Annotated in this window: 11 protein-coding genes; 4 read left to right on the top strand and 7 right to left on the bottom strand. The window is 70.9% G+C overall.

Features of this window, described 5'->3' with window-relative positions; all coding sequences use genetic code 11:
• Positions 1–210: 210 nt before the first annotated feature.
• The 6 genes from IEY55_RS15860 to IEY55_RS15835 all read right to left on the bottom strand — a co-directional run bounded on the left by IEY55_RS15860 (position 211) and on the right by IEY55_RS15835 (position 8,236).
• Entirely contained in the window at positions 211–1,875 is a 1,665-nt protein-coding gene (locus tag IEY55_RS15860) for a cell division protein PerM (protein ID WP_189058532.1), read from the bottom strand.
• A gap of 132 nt (positions 1,876–2,007) precedes the next feature.
• Positions 2,008–2,751 (bottom strand): DUF5336 domain-containing protein, encoded by a 744-nt coding sequence (locus IEY55_RS15855; RefSeq protein ID WP_189058530.1) that lies wholly within the window; start codon positions 2,749–2,751, stop codon positions 2,008–2,010.
• A gap of 185 nt (positions 2,752–2,936) precedes the next feature.
• Positions 2,937–3,827 carry a succinate--CoA ligase subunit alpha gene (sucD, locus tag IEY55_RS15850; RefSeq protein WP_189058528.1) on the bottom strand — a complete coding sequence of 297 codons (891 nt, stop codon included), beginning with the start codon at positions 3,825–3,827 and terminating at the stop codon, positions 2,937–2,939.
• A gap of 13 nt (positions 3,828–3,840) precedes the next feature.
• Complete coding sequence (gene sucC / locus IEY55_RS15845; RefSeq protein ID WP_189058526.1) at positions 3,841–5,007, bottom strand: ADP-forming succinate--CoA ligase subunit beta; 1,167 nt, start codon at positions 5,005–5,007, stop codon at positions 3,841–3,843.
• Between the two features lie 802 nt (positions 5,008–5,809).
• Positions 5,810–6,217: a coenzyme B12-dependent isobutyryl CoA mutase small subunit gene (icmB, locus tag IEY55_RS15840; RefSeq protein ID WP_189058524.1), complete on the bottom strand. Its 408-nt coding sequence runs from the start codon at positions 6,215–6,217 to the stop codon at positions 5,810–5,812.
• 192 nt (positions 6,218–6,409) lie between these two features.
• Positions 6,410–8,236, bottom strand: a complete 1,827-nt coding sequence (locus IEY55_RS15835) for a hypothetical protein (protein WP_189058522.1) — start codon at positions 8,234–8,236, stop codon at positions 6,410–6,412.
• 152 nt (positions 8,237–8,388) lie between these two features.
• On the opposite strand from IEY55_RS15835, the gene IEY55_RS15830 reads away from it, so the two are divergent.
• The 3 genes from IEY55_RS15830 to IEY55_RS15820 all read left to right on the top strand — a co-directional run bounded on the left by IEY55_RS15830 (position 8,389) and on the right by IEY55_RS15820 (position 13,024).
• Entirely contained in the window at positions 8,389–9,369 is a 981-nt protein-coding gene (locus IEY55_RS15830; protein WP_229686433.1) for an esterase/lipase family protein, read from the top strand.
• Positions 9,370–9,570: 201 nt separating this feature from the next.
• Positions 9,571–10,362, top strand: coding sequence for a M23 family metallopeptidase (locus tag IEY55_RS15825; RefSeq protein WP_229686432.1), 792 nt, complete (start codon positions 9,571–9,573; stop codon positions 10,360–10,362).
• A 1,045-nt stretch (positions 10,363–11,407) separates the two neighbouring features.
• Complete coding sequence (locus tag IEY55_RS15820; RefSeq protein ID WP_189058520.1) at positions 11,408–13,024, top strand: hypothetical protein; 1,617 nt, start codon at positions 11,408–11,410, stop codon at positions 13,022–13,024.
• A 172-nt stretch (positions 13,025–13,196) separates the two neighbouring features.
• Here the strand turns inward: IEY55_RS15820 and pcrA are convergent, their stop codons facing one another.
• Positions 13,197–15,617, bottom strand: coding sequence for a DNA helicase PcrA (gene pcrA, locus IEY55_RS15815; RefSeq protein ID WP_189058518.1), 2,421 nt, complete (start codon positions 15,615–15,617; stop codon positions 13,197–13,199).
• Between the two features lie 326 nt (positions 15,618–15,943).
• Here pcrA and IEY55_RS15810 point away from each other — a divergent pair, with 326 nt between their 5' ends.
• Entirely contained in the window at positions 15,944–16,243 is a 300-nt protein-coding gene (locus IEY55_RS15810; RefSeq protein ID WP_189058516.1) for a chorismate mutase, read from the top strand.
• Positions 16,244–16,470: the final 227 nt, after the last annotated feature.

Here is a 16,470-nt window from a genome sequence, read left to right as displayed (position 1 = left end):
GGTGTTCCGCGGAGCCCCGGACGTGCCCGCGGGGCCGCTGCTCGCCCCCGCGGCCAGGTCTCGGCCGCTCATGCTCGGTCCCGCGAACGGGAACTCGGTCGACGGACTCAGCTCGGGCTCCTGACTGCACGCCACGGACTCGTTGTCGCCCCGAAGCCTAAGCGGTCGGTGGAGGCCGGCGACGAGCAGGTGGTGGGACGGCGGCCGGGCTCAGCGCTCCCGGTGCTGGTCAGTGCCCTCGCCGGCGGATTCCGAGGGTGGTTGGTCGCCCGCACCGGGCTGGCCCGGGTCCGTCCCGGCGACCTCGACGGCCGTCGGCTCATCCCGGCCCGACTCTTCGGTGACCATCGATTCACCGCGATCCGTGTCCCCGGCCACCGCCGGCTCGTCCTGATCAGCGACGTCACTCACCTCGTCCCGCGGCGACGCCGAAGACCTGTCTGCGGCGTCGAGCGTCGACACCGCCTCCTCGGCGTCCTCGAGCTCGTCCAGTAGCCCTGCCATCTCGGCGTCGTCGGCGTCCACCTCTTCGAGGCTGGCTTCCTCCTCTGCGGCAACAGCTTCCGCCTCGGCTCCGGCATCGCCGTCCGCCTTCTCGGTGTCCCCCTCGCCAGTGGCTTCGCCAGCAGCCGTCTCCGCGTCGGCCGCATCCCCGGCTTCACCCGTCTCGTCGCCCTCGGCCGCTTCGCCGTCGGGAGGCTTGTCAGCACGGGAAGGTCGAGGCCCGAAGAACCAGGCAATGCTGATCGCCGGCACCGACACCCAGACGAACGCGGCGACCGCCACCAGCCCGCTCCGCAGGCCAACCGGATCGAACTGGCCGGACCCCAGCCGGCCGCCGGTCAACATCGCGAGCAGGAAGCAGCTCGCGGCCACCACGCCAGCGCCGATCGCGACGACCTGAACGCGGATCATCGGGTCCTCGTCGCACTGCCGGTAGGCCCATCCCAGGAAGGCCCCGACCGCCAGCGGGAGCATGAGGATCAGCAGCCACCACCGCGCTGACTCCTGCGTGGGCAACGCGGCGAGCAGCGGAACCGCGGGCACCGGTCCGGGCAGGGTCGCCAGCGGGGAGATCGTGACCTTGCCGATCCCGAAGCCCGGTCCCACCAGGAACGCCAGCGCGGCGACGATCCCGTTGGGCAGGTAGCTCATCGAGAGCATCCAGAGCCCGAAGGCACTCCCGGCGTCCGGCGCCATCTCGGCGAAGATCGTCCGTGCGGTGCCGAAGGAGAACAGCAGCCCAACCGCCACCGCCGCCGTCGACACGGTAAGGAGGGCGGCGAGCCCGAGCGCACCCGCGCGCAGGCCGCGCAGCACCGTGGAATCGAGCCGCTCCGCGAGGATCTTCAGCAGGCCCGCCCGTCTGCTCAACCCGATCGCGGCGGCAACGGTGGCCAGCAGGCCGCAGCCGAAGAACGCCTCCGGCGCCTCCGCGGTCACCGGCTCGGTGGAGATCCCGGCGAGCACCGCCCCGAACACGGCGTGCGCACCGCCGATCGTGCCGACAACGAGCGCAGCCTGCTCCCAGGTGTGGGGGCGCACGCGATCGGTAGCCACCATGGCGGCCCGCATCACCAGGAACAGCACCAGCACCGTCGGCAGTAGCGGTAACACCCCCAACGGCGCACCCCGGACGAGGAGCGGAATCTGGTGCGCGGCAAGCCAAATCGGGCCTGCCCCACGCAGCACCGCGCCCGACGAGGCGTCCGCACCGGGGGCGGTCGACACGATCACCGCGACGACCGTCGCGGCCGCGGTGTAGCCGGCGAACAGCGGTCCCAGCGCCGCGGCCGCCAGGGCGCGTGCCCACGCGGCCCGGGAGACGCCGGCGGGTTCGGCGACCCCGTGCGGCAGTGGCTCCAGCGCGGTCACGGCCCTCACCTTGGCATCGCCGTTGCGCCATCCGGGTGAGCCACGCCGAGGTCTGCCCTTCCGGGGGACGGCGACCACACGAGCCGGGCCCGCCCCCTCACCTGGGGGCGGGCCCGCTGCTGGCGTCGTGGATCAGCTCTGCCCGGGGGCGCTGAAGCCGCCCGGGGGCGTCGTCGGGTTGAACTGCTGCGTCGGCTGGGGGCCACCGCCGTACTGGCCACCCTGGCCCGGCTGCTGGCCGGGCTGCCCGTACTGCGGCTGCTGGCCCGGCTGACCGAACTGGCCGGGCTGCTGCGGTTGCTGCGGCTGCTGGGGTTGTTGCGCCGGCTGGCCGTACTGCCCGGGTTGGCCGTACTGGCCCTGTCCGTACTGGCCCTGCTGCGGGAAGCCACCGGTCTGCGGGCTCCAGCCACCGGGCGGGGCGTAGGCGGGCTTCGGCTGGATCTTGATGATCTCGGCCTGGAACAGCAACGCCGCGATGGCCGCCACCATCTGCAGCAACGCCACAATCAGGATCACGATGACGATGGACGGGGTCTCCCGGGTGAACGAACCCGCGACCTGGAGGCCACGCACGACGCCCGCCAGCAGGCCCAGGGCGCCCACCGTGCTCAGCACGGCACCGGCGGGGAGCGTGTTGGCCTCGATCTTGGGCACCGCGGCCAGGCCGGAGAGCAACCCGCCCGCAAGGAGGACCCAGATCAGGAACTCGGTCCCCACGGCATCCTTGGCGAACCCGCAGAAGTAGGCGACCAGGGCGAGGCCGGCGGCCGACAGGGCGAGGATCATCCCGAGGTTCAGGTTGCCCGCCGACGGTGCCGGGGCACCGGGCTGCTGCGGCTGCGCCGGCTGGGGCGCGCCGTAAGGCACGGACATTGTGGCTTCCTCCTCCGCGGGGCGGGTCATGCGTGGGTGGCGAGCCGAACGCTAGCCGATCGCCACCCGTTCGACGGAGGGTGGCTCGCCGAGGTTCCCCCGCCCGGAAGAGGAGAATCCCCTGCATGCTGAGGCGGGCCGGAACGCCGTGGCGTCCCGGCCCGCAACAGCGGTCCGGAAGGGTGTCAGCCCAGCGACCTGATGACCTCGCGCATCAGCTCCGCGGTCTCGCTCGGCGTCTTGCCGACCTTGACCCCGGCGGCCTCCAGGGCCTCCTTCTTGGCCTGCGCGGTGCCGGCGGAGCCGGACACGATCGCACCGGCGTGCCCCATCGTCTTGCCCTCGGGTGCGGTGAAACCGGCCACGTAGCCCACCACCGGCTTGGTGATGTGCTCGGAGATGTAGGCCGCGGCCCGCTCCTCGGCGTCGCCACCGATCTCGCCGATCATGACGATGCCCGCGGTCTCCGGGTCGTCCTGGAACGCCTGCAGGGCGTCGATGTGGGTGGTGCCGATGATCGGGTCACCGCCGATGCCCACGCAGGTGGAGAAGCCGATGTCCCGCAGCTCGTACATCATCTGGTACGTCAGCGTGCCGGACTTCGACACCAGGCCGATCTTGCCCGGGCCGGTGATGTCGGCCGGGATGATGCCCGCGTTGGACTTGTCCGGCGAGATGACACCCGGGCAGTTCGGGCCGATGATGCGGGTCTTGTTGCCGGCGGCGCAGGCGTGCGCCCAGAAGGCGGCGGCGTCGTGCACCGGGATGCCCTCGGTGATCACCACGGCCAGGCCGATGCCGGCATCGATCGCCTCGAAGACCGCGTCCTTGGCGAACTTCGGCGGCACGAAGATGACGGTGACGTCGGCACCGGTCTTCTCCATCGCCTCGCCCACCGAGGCGAACACCGGCAGCTCGGTGCCGTCGAAGTCGACGGTGGTGCCGGCCTTGCGCGGGTTGACGCCGCCCACGATGTTGGTGCCGGCCTTGAGCATGCGGCGGGTGTGCTTGCTGCCCTCGGAGCCGGTCATCCCCTGGACGATGACCTTGCTGTTCTCGGTAAGGAAGATAGCCACAGCCGATCGCTCCTCAGTTCGCCGCGGCGAGCTCGGCGGCCTTGCGGGCCGCGCCGTCCATCGTGTCCACCATGGTGACCAGCGGGTGGTTGGCCTCGGCCAGGATCCGCCGGCCCTCGTCGACGTTGTTGCCGTCCAGCCGCACGACCAGCGGCTTGGTGGCCTCGTCCCCCAGGATCCGCAGCGCCTGCACGATGCCCGTGGCGACCTGGTCGCAGGCGGTGATGCCGCCGAAGACGTTGACGAACACGGACCTGACGTCCTCATCACCCAGGATGACGTGCAGGCCGTTGGCCATCACCTCGGCCGAGGCGCCACCGCCGATGTCGAGGAAGTTGGCCGGCTTCACGCCGCCGAACTCCTCGCCCGCGTAGGCGACCACGTCCAAGGTGGACATGACCAGGCCGGCGCCGTTGCCGATGATGCCGACCTGGCCGTCCAGCTTGACGTAGTTGAGGCCCTTGGCCTTGGCCGCGGCCTCGAGCGGGTTCTCCGCGTCGATGTCGACCAGCTCGGCGTGGTCGGCGTGCCGGAAGTCGGCGTTGTCGTCCAGCGTGACCTTGCCGTCCAGCGCGAGCACCCGGTCCTCCGGGTCGCGCACCAGCGGGTTGATCTCGACCAGGGTGGCGTCCTCGCGGACGAAGGTCTCCCACAGCTTGACGATGGTCTCGGCGATCTGGTCGGCGACCTCGGCCGGGAACCTGGCGGCGGCCACGATCTCGCGCGCCTTGGCCAGGTCGACGCCGGCCAGCGGGTCGATGGCGATCTTGGCCAGCGCCTCCGGCTTGGTGGCGGCGACCTCCTCGATCTCCATGCCGCCCTCGACGGAGGCCATCGCCAGGAAGTTGCGGTTGGCGCGGTCGAGCAGGAAGGAGAAGTAGTACTCCTCGGCGATGTCGGACGCCGGCGTCACCAGCACCTTGCGCACGGTGTGACCCTTGATGTCCAAGCCCAGGATGTCGGAGGCCCTGGCGCGGGTCTCGTCCGGGGTCTTGGCCAGCTTGACACCGCCGGCCTTGCCGCGGCCGCCGGTCTTCACCTGGGCCTTCACCACGACCGTCCCGCCGAGCTGCTCGGCGGCGGCACTGGCGTCCTCGGGGGTGGTGACCACGGTGCCCGGCAGCACCGGGACGCCATGGCGGGCGAAGAGATCCTTCGCCTGGTACTCGTACAGGTCCACTCGAGTCTCCTGCGACGTCGGTGTCGGACTCGGCCGGTCCAGTGGTGGGCTTGCTCGGCTTCCCCTGGACGCACCCTGGCGGAGCCCGCCGGACGCGGCCTGCGCCAGACCCTATCGACCAGCGACGACGGTGTGGAATTCGTGCTCGGTGAGGTCCGTCACCGTGAGCGACGACACCTCGACGGAACGCGGTTGGCCGCTCGCGGTAAGTGCGCCTCCAGCATGCGACCTGCACGTCTGGTTCGCAGCTCCAGCCTCCGTATGGGGCTACCGCACAGGCGTGGCCGCGGTGGGTGATGCACGACTCGGCCGCGCGGTGGCTCCTGGTGTGCCCGGGTGTGGAGTTCGGAGGCCGCCGGGGGGGAGCGTGGGGTGCACGCGCGTGGTCGGCGATTGTTCGACGGATGGCGTCGGGTGCCGGGAAGCGCGCGCCATGGACGGACTTGTCCGCGACGGGGCAATTCTTGTGGCACAACGGTGGCCGGGAAGGGCGCACTGGGGTTGATGGTGCGGGCATCAGGTGTCGGCGGTTGGGGAACGAGGTGGTGTCTCTCAGGCCGGGATCGGTGACACCACCGAAGAAAGAGATGCCACCCGGGCTTGTTGTTGCGGCGAGATTCCGGGGTGAGCGGGGTTTCCGCCAGCAAGGGTTCGCGGTCCCTGCGGGGGCCCGGCAAATCGGGGCGAGGTAAGGGTTTCCGTCGTCCGTAGATGCTGTCGGTGTCGTGCGAGTTCAGCGCGCCGAAGCAGGTGCCGCCGAACATCCGTCAGGCCGGTGCTGACAGACACCGACCACAGGGCATCAAGCGCCCGTGGGTTGACCGACGTGCGTGCGCACCCAGTCCACGATCTCCTGGGTCGGCGCGCCCGGGGTGAAAACCTTGGCCACACCGATTTCCGCCAGCAGCGGGATGTCCTCCTCCGGAATGATGCCGCCGCCGAACACCACGACGTCCTCGGCGCCCTTCTCCCGCAACAGGTCGAGCACCTTCGCGAAGAGGGTCATGTGCGCGCCGGACAGCACCGACAGCCCGACCGCGTCGGCGTCCTCCTGCAGGGCGGTCTCCACCACCTGCTCCGGCGTCTGGTGCAGCCCGGTGTAGATGACCTCCATGCCGGCGTCCCGCAACGCCCGGGCGACCACCTTCGCCCCCCGGTCGTGGCCGTCCAGCCCCGGCTTGGCCACGACGACACGGATCCGACCGCTCATGGCTTCCCTCCTGTGCTCCCGCGGGCCGTCCGCACCCGGTCACCTCCGCCGGGCCGAAAAGCCCCACCCACGGCGGGTCCTCACCGTGGTTCCACCCCGGCGGAGTCGTGCACCGCCCGCGTGGCGTCCCCGCCGCCGCGGTCGACGATGCGAACGATCGCTAACCACAGCCGCCAGCCGGAGAGTAACGCGTCACACGCCCGGGCGGGGAGACCGAGCGCCAGAGATCGCGGCGGCAGCCAGCAGCGCAACCAGGCAGGCGATTCCGAACCACACCCCGCCCGCCGGGCCGGCCCCGGCCACCCGTCCCGCCGTCAACGGCAGCTCCAGCAGACGGACACCGACCAGTGCGGCCGCCCCGAGCAGCAGTGCGGCGCCCCGGACCGGCCGGCTGCGAGCCGCCACGACGCACGCGGCGGCCACCGCGACCAGCCCGGCAAGCAACCCCCACGACGAGGTTCGGAACTGCGTCACCAGGCCGGCGGAGACGTAGTCGGGGCCGGCAACGGCCGGGAGCCCGAACGCACCGGCGGCCAGCACCACCGCCACCCCGGCGGTCCAGGCGACCTTCGGATCCACGGACAGCGCGGTGATGTCGACGTCGTCCCGCTCCACGCCGCCGGCCAGCGCGGCACACACCCCGGCCGTCACCGCGAGCACGACGGCCAGTCCCGCCGCCCACGGGCCGGGTCCCACCGACACGTCGACCACGTCGACGTCCACCGCCGTCAGGGCGTTCTCCAGGGCGCCGGCCGCGGCCAGCGGCACGGCAACCCAGGCGACCGCAAGCGCGGGCCGCACCGTGGCCGCCCAGGCCCGGATCAGCAGGGCGACACCCAGTGCCGCGACGAGCAGGCCCGCCGGGACCAGCGGTCGGGCCGCGTAGTTCGCGGGCGCCTCAAGGCCCCCCATTACGGTCAACTGCGGCAGGAACGCCCCGGCCACAGCGGCGCCACCAGCAGCCAGGGCGAGCGCACCGGCGAGCAGATGCAGCCGGGAGGCGGCCGGCAGCGCCATCTCCCCCGCATCCCCCGCATCCCCCGCATCCCCCGGTGCCTCCGCGGTCTCCCGGCCGGCCGCGAGCGCCAGCGCAGCAAGCGCCGCAGCCGCGAGCAGCGCCAGGATCGGCCCGCCCGTCGGGTGGATGTCGGGCAGCAGCAGGGTCGCGACCAGCGGTGGACCGGCCACGGCCGTCGTCGCGAGCGCGGTGCCGAACAGTCCGCCCCTCGCCGCGTCCACGTCAGGCGCGCCCGTCATCAAAGCCGCCGACACCGGCACGGCAAGCGCCAGCAACAACACCCCAACCGCGGGCCAAAGAGGCAGATCGGCCACGAAGCGCGGCAGCAGGTACGGGTCGTCGGAGTCGAACGGTGGCAATGCCAGGCCGGTGGCGGCAACCACGCTGGCGGTCAGGGCAAGTGCGAGGAGGCCCTGCCGGGCAGTACCGGTGGTGCGAGGCAGGACCCGCGTCGCGAGCACGCCGGCCACTGCCATCGCCACGTGTCCGGCAACCAGCACGGGCATCCCGGCGGCCACCGGCACCGGCTCGAGGCTGGTGGGCAGAAGCAGGTCAGGACGGGCCCCGTTGATCGGGTCGAGACCGGCCTGCAGGTCGGTCAGCACGCGGCCAGGGGCGAACAACGCCAGCGCCGCGAGCACCCCGGCGGCCATCGCGGTCCGTCCGGTCGCGGCGAGCCACCCGGCGAGCACCACGGGCGCGGCAGCCAGCAGCCCGAGCAACGGCCACGACAGGAACGCGGGCTCGTAGCCGTTGACCACACCGAGCAGTGGCCCAGCGGTTTGCAGCAGCGCGGCGAGCACGGCGACACCGAGCGCCGGGCGTAACGCCGACACGGGCTCCGCGGGCGGATCGACCTGCACCCTTGTCTGTGCGGCCGGGCCTGGGGACGACGACGTCCGTCGCGCATCCCGCTGCCGGCGGGTCATCGGCCTGGCTCCACCGGCACCACCCGGCCGCCGGGAGGCCGGGTCGCCCTGGTTCGTGCGCCGCGTGGTCATCGGTGGCGACGCTAGCAACCACGACCGCACCCGAGAGAGGTACTCATCGATGGCTCACCCGGGTGCGGACCATATTTCGGTTTCGGGTCGGTTCCGCCCCGGAACCGGTATATCGGCTGCCGAAGCGAACTCGATCATTTACCGTCACTCGGGTGGGGGATTTCGACCTGTCCGATTCCGCGGCGCGGCGGGAGGACGCGCTGCGGGGCCGCACGGCGGCCTCGTCCCTGGTTGACACGGTGACGCGCACCGCCCAGCTCGTCGCACGGTCGATGACCCGTCCTCGCGCGTTGCGCGCTCTGGCGGTGGAAGCCGCCTCGCTGGCCGCCCACGCGGTGCTCTATCCGTGGGGCGCGCGATCCGCGCCCGTGGAGCGATCCGGCACGTACCGGCACTACCGGACCGACGAGTTGTCTCCCACCCAGCGCGGCCTGGTGGTCTCCGCGCTGGCCGCGGCGAGCACCCCGATCGTGCTGGTGCACGGGATCATCGACAACCGCTCGGCGTTCGCGATGCTCGGGCGGGCACTGCGGCAGCGGGGCTTCGGGCTGGTGTACGCGGTGAACTACAGCGTCCTCACCGCGGTGCGGGGTGACGTGCGGCAGGCAGCTCGCCGGCTCGCCGTCGAGGTGGAGCGGGTACGCGAGCTGACCGGCAGCGATCACGTGCACGTTGTCGGCCATTCGCTCGGTGGCCTGATCGCCCGTTACTACGTGCAGCGCCTCGGCGGGGACCGATCGGTACGCACCCTGGTCACCCTGGGCACCCCGCACCGCGGCACCGTCACCGCGCACCTGCTGCCGACCCGGCTCGCCCGCCAGTTGCGGCCCGGATCGCGGTTGCTCATCGAGCTGGCCGGGGCGGCGAGCGGCTGCCGGACCCGGTTCGTGGCGGTGTGGAGCGAGCTGGACGAGGTCGTGCTGCCGCCACGGAACGCTCGCCTGGATCACCCGGATCTCACGGTCGAGATGCACCGGCTGCGTGATGTCGGGCATCTCTCGCTGCCCTTCGACACCGAGGTGATCAAACTCGTTGTCACCACCCTCACTCACGAGACGGAAGAGCGAGTGGGCGACACGGGGCAGAGACGCGGATCACACCGCGATCTCGCGACTACTTTGCGTAATAGCTGATCGTAGAAGCGGTCGACACGCACCCCGATCGGCAGATGCTCCACTCGGGGGTTTGCCCTCGGGGCTTTCCCTTGGTTACTGTCCTGCGGTCCGTTGTCACGGTCCGGTCACAACGAGGACATCGAGTCGGTTACCCCCATCGACTCACCGGGATCCCCCGCCCGGCGTCCGACCGGACTCCCCGAAGACGGAAGGGCAGCCTTGGCTCGACACCGCTCCCCCGGCGGCGAAGGTCAGACCCCGGTACTCGACGAGGCGCTGCGGAAGACGCCGTCCCGAAGCCGGGGCGCGCATCGGCTCCCCCCGCCTCCGCACGCCCTGCGTGGCCGGATCATGGTGGCCGCGGTGGCCGCCGGCGCGCTGGCCGCGGCCGGCCAGACCCTGGACACCACCCCCAGTTCGGGCAACGGCACCACCGAAGGCGTCACCCCGCTGGCCAACGGCCGGGACGCGGCCGCGGCGATGGGTGTGGGCGGCGCGCCGCCCGCGCCCGAGGTGCTGCCGGTCGCCGCCCCGGCCGGCGACCCCACCGTGGAGGTACAGAAGCTCGCCAAGACCGGCCGGATCCAGGCCGAGCGGGCGGCCCGGGAGGCCGAGGCGCGCAAGCCGCTGTTCGTGCGGCCCGCCGAGGGCATCTTCACCTCCGGCTACGGCGGCCGGTGGGGCACCTTCCACTACGGCATCGACATCGCCAACCGCATCGGGACCCCGATCTACTCGGTGGCCGAGGGAATCGTGCTGGACTCCGGTCCGGCCAGCGGCTTCGGTCTCTGGGTGCGCGTGCAGCACAAGGACGGCACGATCACCGTCTACGGGCACGTGGACCGCACCCTGGTGCGGGTCGGGCAGAAGGTGGCCGCCGGGCAGCAGATCGCCACCATGGGCAACCGCGGTTTCTCCACCGGACCACACCTGCACTTCGAGGTCTGGAACGCCGGCAACAAGAAGATCAACCCGGTGCCCTGGCTCGCGGAGCGCGGTATCCAGGTCTGATCGCACGGTTCGGCCGATCGCGGCGAGGAAGACGCGCGGGTCTGCTGCTGACCCCACCTCGACGTGCCGATCACGCGGCCGGATGGTCGGTGTGACGCCGTCTGTCCAGCGTTGCGGACGCTTCCTCAACTGCCTCCGGTGCGGACTGGATGCCCTTCGGATCACCCTTGCGCGGCAACGCATCGCGTCGGCCAGTGGTGCCGCTCCTCGTGCCATCCGGTGATCTCCTCGTCGGTGCCCGTGCCGGGTGCCGGACGCACCCCCAAGCGGCGTCCGGCATCCCGGCTCACGACCCAGCAAACAAGACACCACCGACAGAATCGGAGCCCAGTAATCGAACCCCTGTTCGAACCACCCGAACGGCGCAGCGCACCCGCGTCGACGCCCGACCCGAGGACACTCGCCGGTCCGCCTGATCGCGGCGTACAGGAGCATGTCCACCCGCTTGCCACCGATCTCCCGATGACCTCGAAGGAACCACGAGGAGTAGCTGGCCGTCGTCGGTCCGACGGTCAACCGATATCCCTCCTTGCGACCGAGCCCGGGACCGGATATCAGTGGTCGCCAAACATGATCGGCACGAACGGGAACTTGCGTTCCACACGGAGATCGCGGGCCGGATCATAGATAAAGAAGATGACACCGGAGCTCTCGACAACACCGATTCCTTCGAATTCCTGATTATTGTCCCGAAACCTGCCCTGACCGGCACGGGGTGACGTCGGCTACGACACTGCCAGCCCCTGAGGTTCCGGGCCATATCCCTGCGGCGGCAGGAAAAATCCGCTCCGCGCCGCACTACCCGGCACATCCGGCCGGCTACCGTGCGCCACCCCGGAGTCTACTCTGCGGGATTCATATGTTTCCGTGTCGCGACACGTCCATCCTGCGCGACTACTGATGAATGGCGTGGGACTGCGCACGTATTCCGCTCTGGCCCGGCCACCTCGACCGACCTAAGCTATTCCGGGCGAATTTCACGCCCGCCCCTGCACAATCGCCGTCCTCGGCCGAAGTCGGCCGGGGCAGGGAGGCACGTACAAGAATGATCAATCGGACCAAACTCTGGGCAGTCCCGGTTGCGGCACTGCTGGCGCTGACCGCCCAGGCGACCTTTCTCGGCGCCGCCCAGGCCCAGACGCCCACGCCGTCCCAGCTGCGCGACTGCACACCGGTGAACGACCAGCCGCAGTGCGTCTACCGGGTGGACACCCGCTCCCCCGACGACATCTTCGGTCAGGGGTTCGAGGTACCTGGCTCGGGCGCCAACGACAACCTGCTCGACCACGTCTCGGGCCGCAGCGTTCGGCAGGCGGACGGCACGACCAACTTCGTTTCCACGTCCACCGACGTCAACTACGTCATGGGATACGCGGGCCGACTGTGGAGCCCTGCCGGCGGCGGCCGGCCCGAACGCACGCCCTGGGTGTACATCATCCGCCCGGACCGCAACTTCTACGACGTCCGGGCCAGCCTCGAAGCCGCCAACCGCAATGGCTCACCAGCTGTCCGTCAGGCGACGAGCGACGCGTTGCGGCTCTACGGCAACCAGGCGGAGTGGGCCTCCCGCGGGTCGATCGCCCCGGAACTCATCCAGTACGCGGTGCCGGTCCGGATCGTGCGGGGCCTGCCGACGCCGATCTGGGACCAGGCGGTCTCCAGCGCCCGGTACCGGCAGGGGCAGCCGGACGCCAATCGCGGCCCCTACCCGATCGCGCGCGCGTCGAACTACCACGACGGCGCCGAGAACCAGAACTTCGGAGTGGAGCTGAACCGGGGAACCTTCTCGCTCGGGATGCTCTGCGGCCTGGGATCGACCTCGGCCCGGCAGAAACGGGACGCCTCGGGCAACACGCCGGCGGCGTGTACCGAGCCGAAGGTGTTGTCCAAGCCCGCTCCTCCCAAGCTGATCGTTGACTCCGTCCGGATCGGGGACGCCGACGGCGAGAACCCCGCTGACATCTACGGCGAAATCACCCTCATCAGCGGATCGCAGAAGGTGAGCGCCTTCAAGGCGGTCGACCGCAAGGGATCGGCGGTGGAGGCCGGTCCGGGTGACGCGCTTCCGGTCAAGCACACCGCGATCGAGGTGCCGGGCAAGGCAGCGATCAAGGTCAACCTGATCGACTGGGACGAGACCGTGCTCGATCCCGACGACGAGGTCGCCAACGGAACGATCACCTGGGACCCGGCAAAGGACTCGCTCGGCACACACACCCGGCGGGTCACCGGTAAGAACGGCAAGGTCGACGTGACCTACCGGGTCGCCCCGGACTGGTACCGGCTCACCGTCAACGAGGTCAAGATCCTCAACGCGGACGGGGAGAACCCTGCCGACATCTACGGTTCGGTGTCCCTCGACAACGGCAGCGTGCAGACCTTCGCGTTCCAGCGCAACGACAGCAACGTCGTCGAGGTGGGGCCCGGCGGTACGCTGCCACTGGATGACCGGTCGGTGACCGGTGGCGGCTCGTTGTACGTCAACGTCAACCTGACCGACTACGACGCGAGCATCCTCGAAAAGGACGACGAGGTCGCCAAGGGCAGGGCGACCTGGAGCACGCCGCAACACAGGCCCGGCCGCTTCGTCCAGAAGATCAAGGGCCAGTTCGGCGAGGTCGAGGTGACCTACACGGTCTCCGCCGAGCCGCTCAAGAGCTGAGCCTGCTGCCCACGAGATCGCTGGTGCGGCGCGGGTTCCTCGCCGGCCCGTGCCGCACCAGTGGCGGCGTGTTCCGCGCCGGGGCTCCGAACATCATGATCTCGGAAGCCGGTGGCGTCGCTCGATAGCGAGTAGGACGTCGGGCCACCGCCCCAAACCCCCGCCGAGGTTGTCAGAGCTTCTGCATCGGCACGCCGCCGATCAGCATCAGCCGGATCGTGCCGGCCGAGCCGAAGTCAATCGTGGCGGTAGCCCGCGGCCCGCTGCCCTCTGTCGCCACGACCGTGCCCAAGCCGTACTTGTCGTGGTTGACCCGATCCCCGACCTCGAGGTTGAGCGCCGGCGTCTCCTGCCACCCCTTGAACGGCGTGGAGCGCATGCCGCCGGCGGCCACCCCCGCCTGCGCGGAGTCACCCCCACCCACCTCGGCCCGCCGCCCCCACCGGGTGGCGGCCGTGGGCGCGGACCGCTCCGGCTCCACCCGCCGCCAGTCGATCAGGTCGGCCGGGAGCTCGTCCAGGAACCGCGACGCCGGGTTGGTCATCGGCTGCCCCCACGCCGAGCGCACCATTGCCCGCGACAGGTAGAGCCGCTGCCGTGCCCGGGTGATCCCCACGTACGCCAGTCGCCGCTCCTCGGCCAGCTCCGCCGGCTCACCCAACGCGCGCAGGTGCGGGAAGACCCCGTCCTCCCAGCCGGTGCAGAACACGACCGGGAACTCCAGGCCCTTGGCGGTGTGCAGCGTCATCAACGTGACCACACCGTCCTCGGAGTCCGGCACCGAGTCGGAGTCGGCCACCAGTGCCACCCGCTCCAGGAACGTCGCCAGCGAGCCCGGCTCGGGCAACCCGTCCTCGGCGGGCGGTGCGGCAGCCACGTCTTCGGTGAACTCGCGTGCAACGTTCACCAGTTCGTTGAGGTTGTCCAGCCGCGTCCCGTCCTGCGGATCGTCGCTGGCGTCCAGCTCGGCCCGGTAGCCGGTGCGGTCGAGCACCGCCTCCAGCACCTCGGCCACGTCCTGCCCGGAGGTCACCAACTCGCGCAGCTCGTCGAACAGATCCACGAACGCCGCGATCGCCTTCTGCGACCGCGGGTTCAGCAACGCCACCTTGCCCGCCGCACCCTCGCGTAGTGCGGCGGCGAAGGAGATCCGCTCCCGTTCGGCGTGTGCGGCCACGCACGCCTCGGCCCGGTCGCCGATGCCGCGCTTGGGCACGTTGAGGATCCGGCGCAGGCTGACCGTGTCCTCCGGGTTGTCCAGCACCCTCAGGTATGCCAGGGCATCGCGCACCTCGCGCCGCTCGTAGAAGCGCACCCCACCGACCACGCGGTAGGGCAGGCCGAGCCGGATGAACACCTCCTCGAACACCCGGGACTGGTTGTTGGTGCGGTAAAAGACGGCGATGTCGGCGGCGCGGGCCTCGCTGGAGTCGACCAGCCGGTCGATCTCGGCGGCCACGAAGGCGGCCTCGTCGTGTTCGTTGTCCGCGACGTAGCCGACGATCCTGTCGCCGTCGCCGGCCTCGGTCCACAGCCGCTTGTCCCGGCGGTTGGGGTTGCGGGCGATCACCGCGTTCGCGGCGCTGAGAATCGTCTGTGTGGAGCGGTAGTTCTGCTCGAGCAGGATGGTGCGGGCGTTCGGGAAGTCGCGCTCGAACTCCACGATGTTGCGGATCGTGGCGCCACGGAAGGCGTAGATCGACTGGTCGGCGTCGCCGACGACGCACAGCTCGGCCGGTGGGACGGTGCTGTCGCCCTCTCCCGGTTCCGTGCCGACCAGTTCCCGCACCAGGACGTACTGGGCGTGGTTGGTGTCCTGGTACTCGTCGACCAGCACGTGCCGGAACCGGCGCCGGTAGTGCCCGGCGACCTGGGGGAACGCCTGCAGCAACCCGACCGTGCGCATGATCAGGTCGTCGAAGTCGAGGGCGTTGGCCAGGGTCAGCCGGCGCTGGTAGGAGGCATAGACCTCGGCGACCCGGCGCTCCAGGTCGTTGCCCGCGCGGGCGGCCGCGTCCTCCGGGTCGAGCAGCTCGTTCTTCAGGTTGGAGATGTGGGCGGCGAGCGCGCGTGCCGGATACCGCTTGGGGTCCAGGTCCAGCTCGCGCGAGACTAGGGTAACCAGGCGGCGGGAGTCGTCGGCGTCGTAGATCGAGAAGTTCGACGACAGGCCCAGGTGCTTCGCCTCACGCCGCAGCACGCGCACGCACATGGAGTGGAACGTCGAGACCCACATCGCGTTCGCGCGGGACCCGACCAGGGAGACAACCCGCTCCTTCATCTCGGCCGCGGCCTTGTTGGTGAAGGTGATCGCCATGATCTGGCCGGGGTGCACGCCGCGGGCGGCCAGCAGGTAGGCGATGCGGTGGGCGAGCACCCGGGTCTTGCCCGAGCCAGCGCCGGCCACGACCAACAGCGGGGAGCCGGCGTGCAGGACGGCGTCGCGTTGCTGGGGGTTGAGCCCGTCCAGCAGTGCGTCCGGGTCCGGTTTGGCCGGCGGTGCGGCGCTGGCGGAAGAGTGGTCCGGGGCACCGGGCGGGAGTGCGAGACCCGCTCGCGGGGTCGAGCCATCGGGTTCGAAGAGGGCGCTCATCGTCTGTCCACGGTACTCGTCGCGCCCCCGCTCGACGCGGCGTGCCGCTCCCTGTTGCCCAGCGCGGAACGGCCGGGCAGGGGCAACCAGGACGCCGTGTTCCCCGTCCCACCTTGCGGGCGGTTCCCGCCCACAACGCGGGAGATGTGGCAAACTGACGACGTGCCGCAGCGCGTGTTCGAGTTTTACTACGGGTGCCGGACTCCGGTGCCCGTGGTCGCGTAGGCACGACACAGACCACGACGTCACCCCCGGAGTCCGCGGACCCGGGGGTGTCGTGCTTCCGGGACAGCAGGCTCCAGGACTGGCAGAGCCGGAGGAGACCCATGGACGCCAAGCTCGACAACGGCGCCCCCGAAGACGCGGGGGACGACGCCCCGAGCATGTCCGACATCGCCGAGCTGCGGACCGAGATCGACACGCTCGACGCCGAGATCCTGCGCCTGGTGAAGCGCCGCAGCGAGGTGTCCCGACTGATCGGCGCCGCGCGCATGGCGGCCGGCGGGACCCGCATCGTCTACAACCGCGAGATGGACGTGCTAGCCCGCTACCGGGAGCTGGGCCCCGAGGGCCGGGAACTGGCGTTGTTGCTGCTGCGGCTCGGCCGGGGTCGGCTCGGGCGCTGAGGGCAGCTGGCCCGGCCCGGCAAGCCGCCCGGGTGGGCCACCAACACGACGGCGGGCCGGCCCGAAGGCGGCCGGCCGCGTCTGCGGGTTGACCGGCCGGCCATGCCACCGCACGACACCCTGCTCGTCCGCGGCTGAGCTGGTGTTGGCTGCTACCGGGTTGGTCGAGCCCATCGTCATCAGGGCCCGGCCGCGCTCCACGATGCGGCCATTGCGGCCATTGCGGC

This window comes from Longimycelium tulufanense (assembly GCF_014645795.1).
GTDB classification, from domain to species: domain Bacteria; phylum Actinomycetota; class Actinomycetes; order Mycobacteriales; family Pseudonocardiaceae; genus Longimycelium; species Longimycelium tulufanense.
The sequence above is the reverse complement of the archived record's forward strand: the minus strand, read 5'-3'. Positions and strand labels throughout refer to the sequence as shown.

What these genes read in the sequence shown, in the direction of transcription:
- IEY55_RS15855 (WP_189058530.1), bottom strand. Translation starts at nt 2,751, where the DNA reads ATGTCCGTGCCTTACGGCGCGCCCCAGCCGGCGCAGCCGCAGCAGCCC.
- pcrA (WP_189058518.1), bottom strand. Translation starts at nt 15,617, where the DNA reads ATGAGCGCCCTCTTCGAACCCGATGGCTCGACCCCGCGAGCGGGTCTC.
- icmB (WP_189058524.1), bottom strand. Translation starts at nt 6,217, where the DNA reads ATGAGCGGTCGGATCCGTGTCGTCGTGGCCAAGCCGGGGCTGGACGGC.
- IEY55_RS15835 (WP_189058522.1), bottom strand. Translation starts at nt 8,236, where the DNA reads ATGACCACGCGGCGCACGAACCAGGGCGACCCGGCCTCCCGGCGGCCG.
- IEY55_RS15810 (WP_189058516.1), top strand. Translation starts at nt 15,944, where the DNA reads ATGGACGCCAAGCTCGACAACGGCGCCCCCGAAGACGCGGGGGACGAC.
- IEY55_RS15820 (WP_189058520.1), top strand. Translation starts at nt 11,408, where the DNA reads ATGATCAATCGGACCAAACTCTGGGCAGTCCCGGTTGCGGCACTGCTG.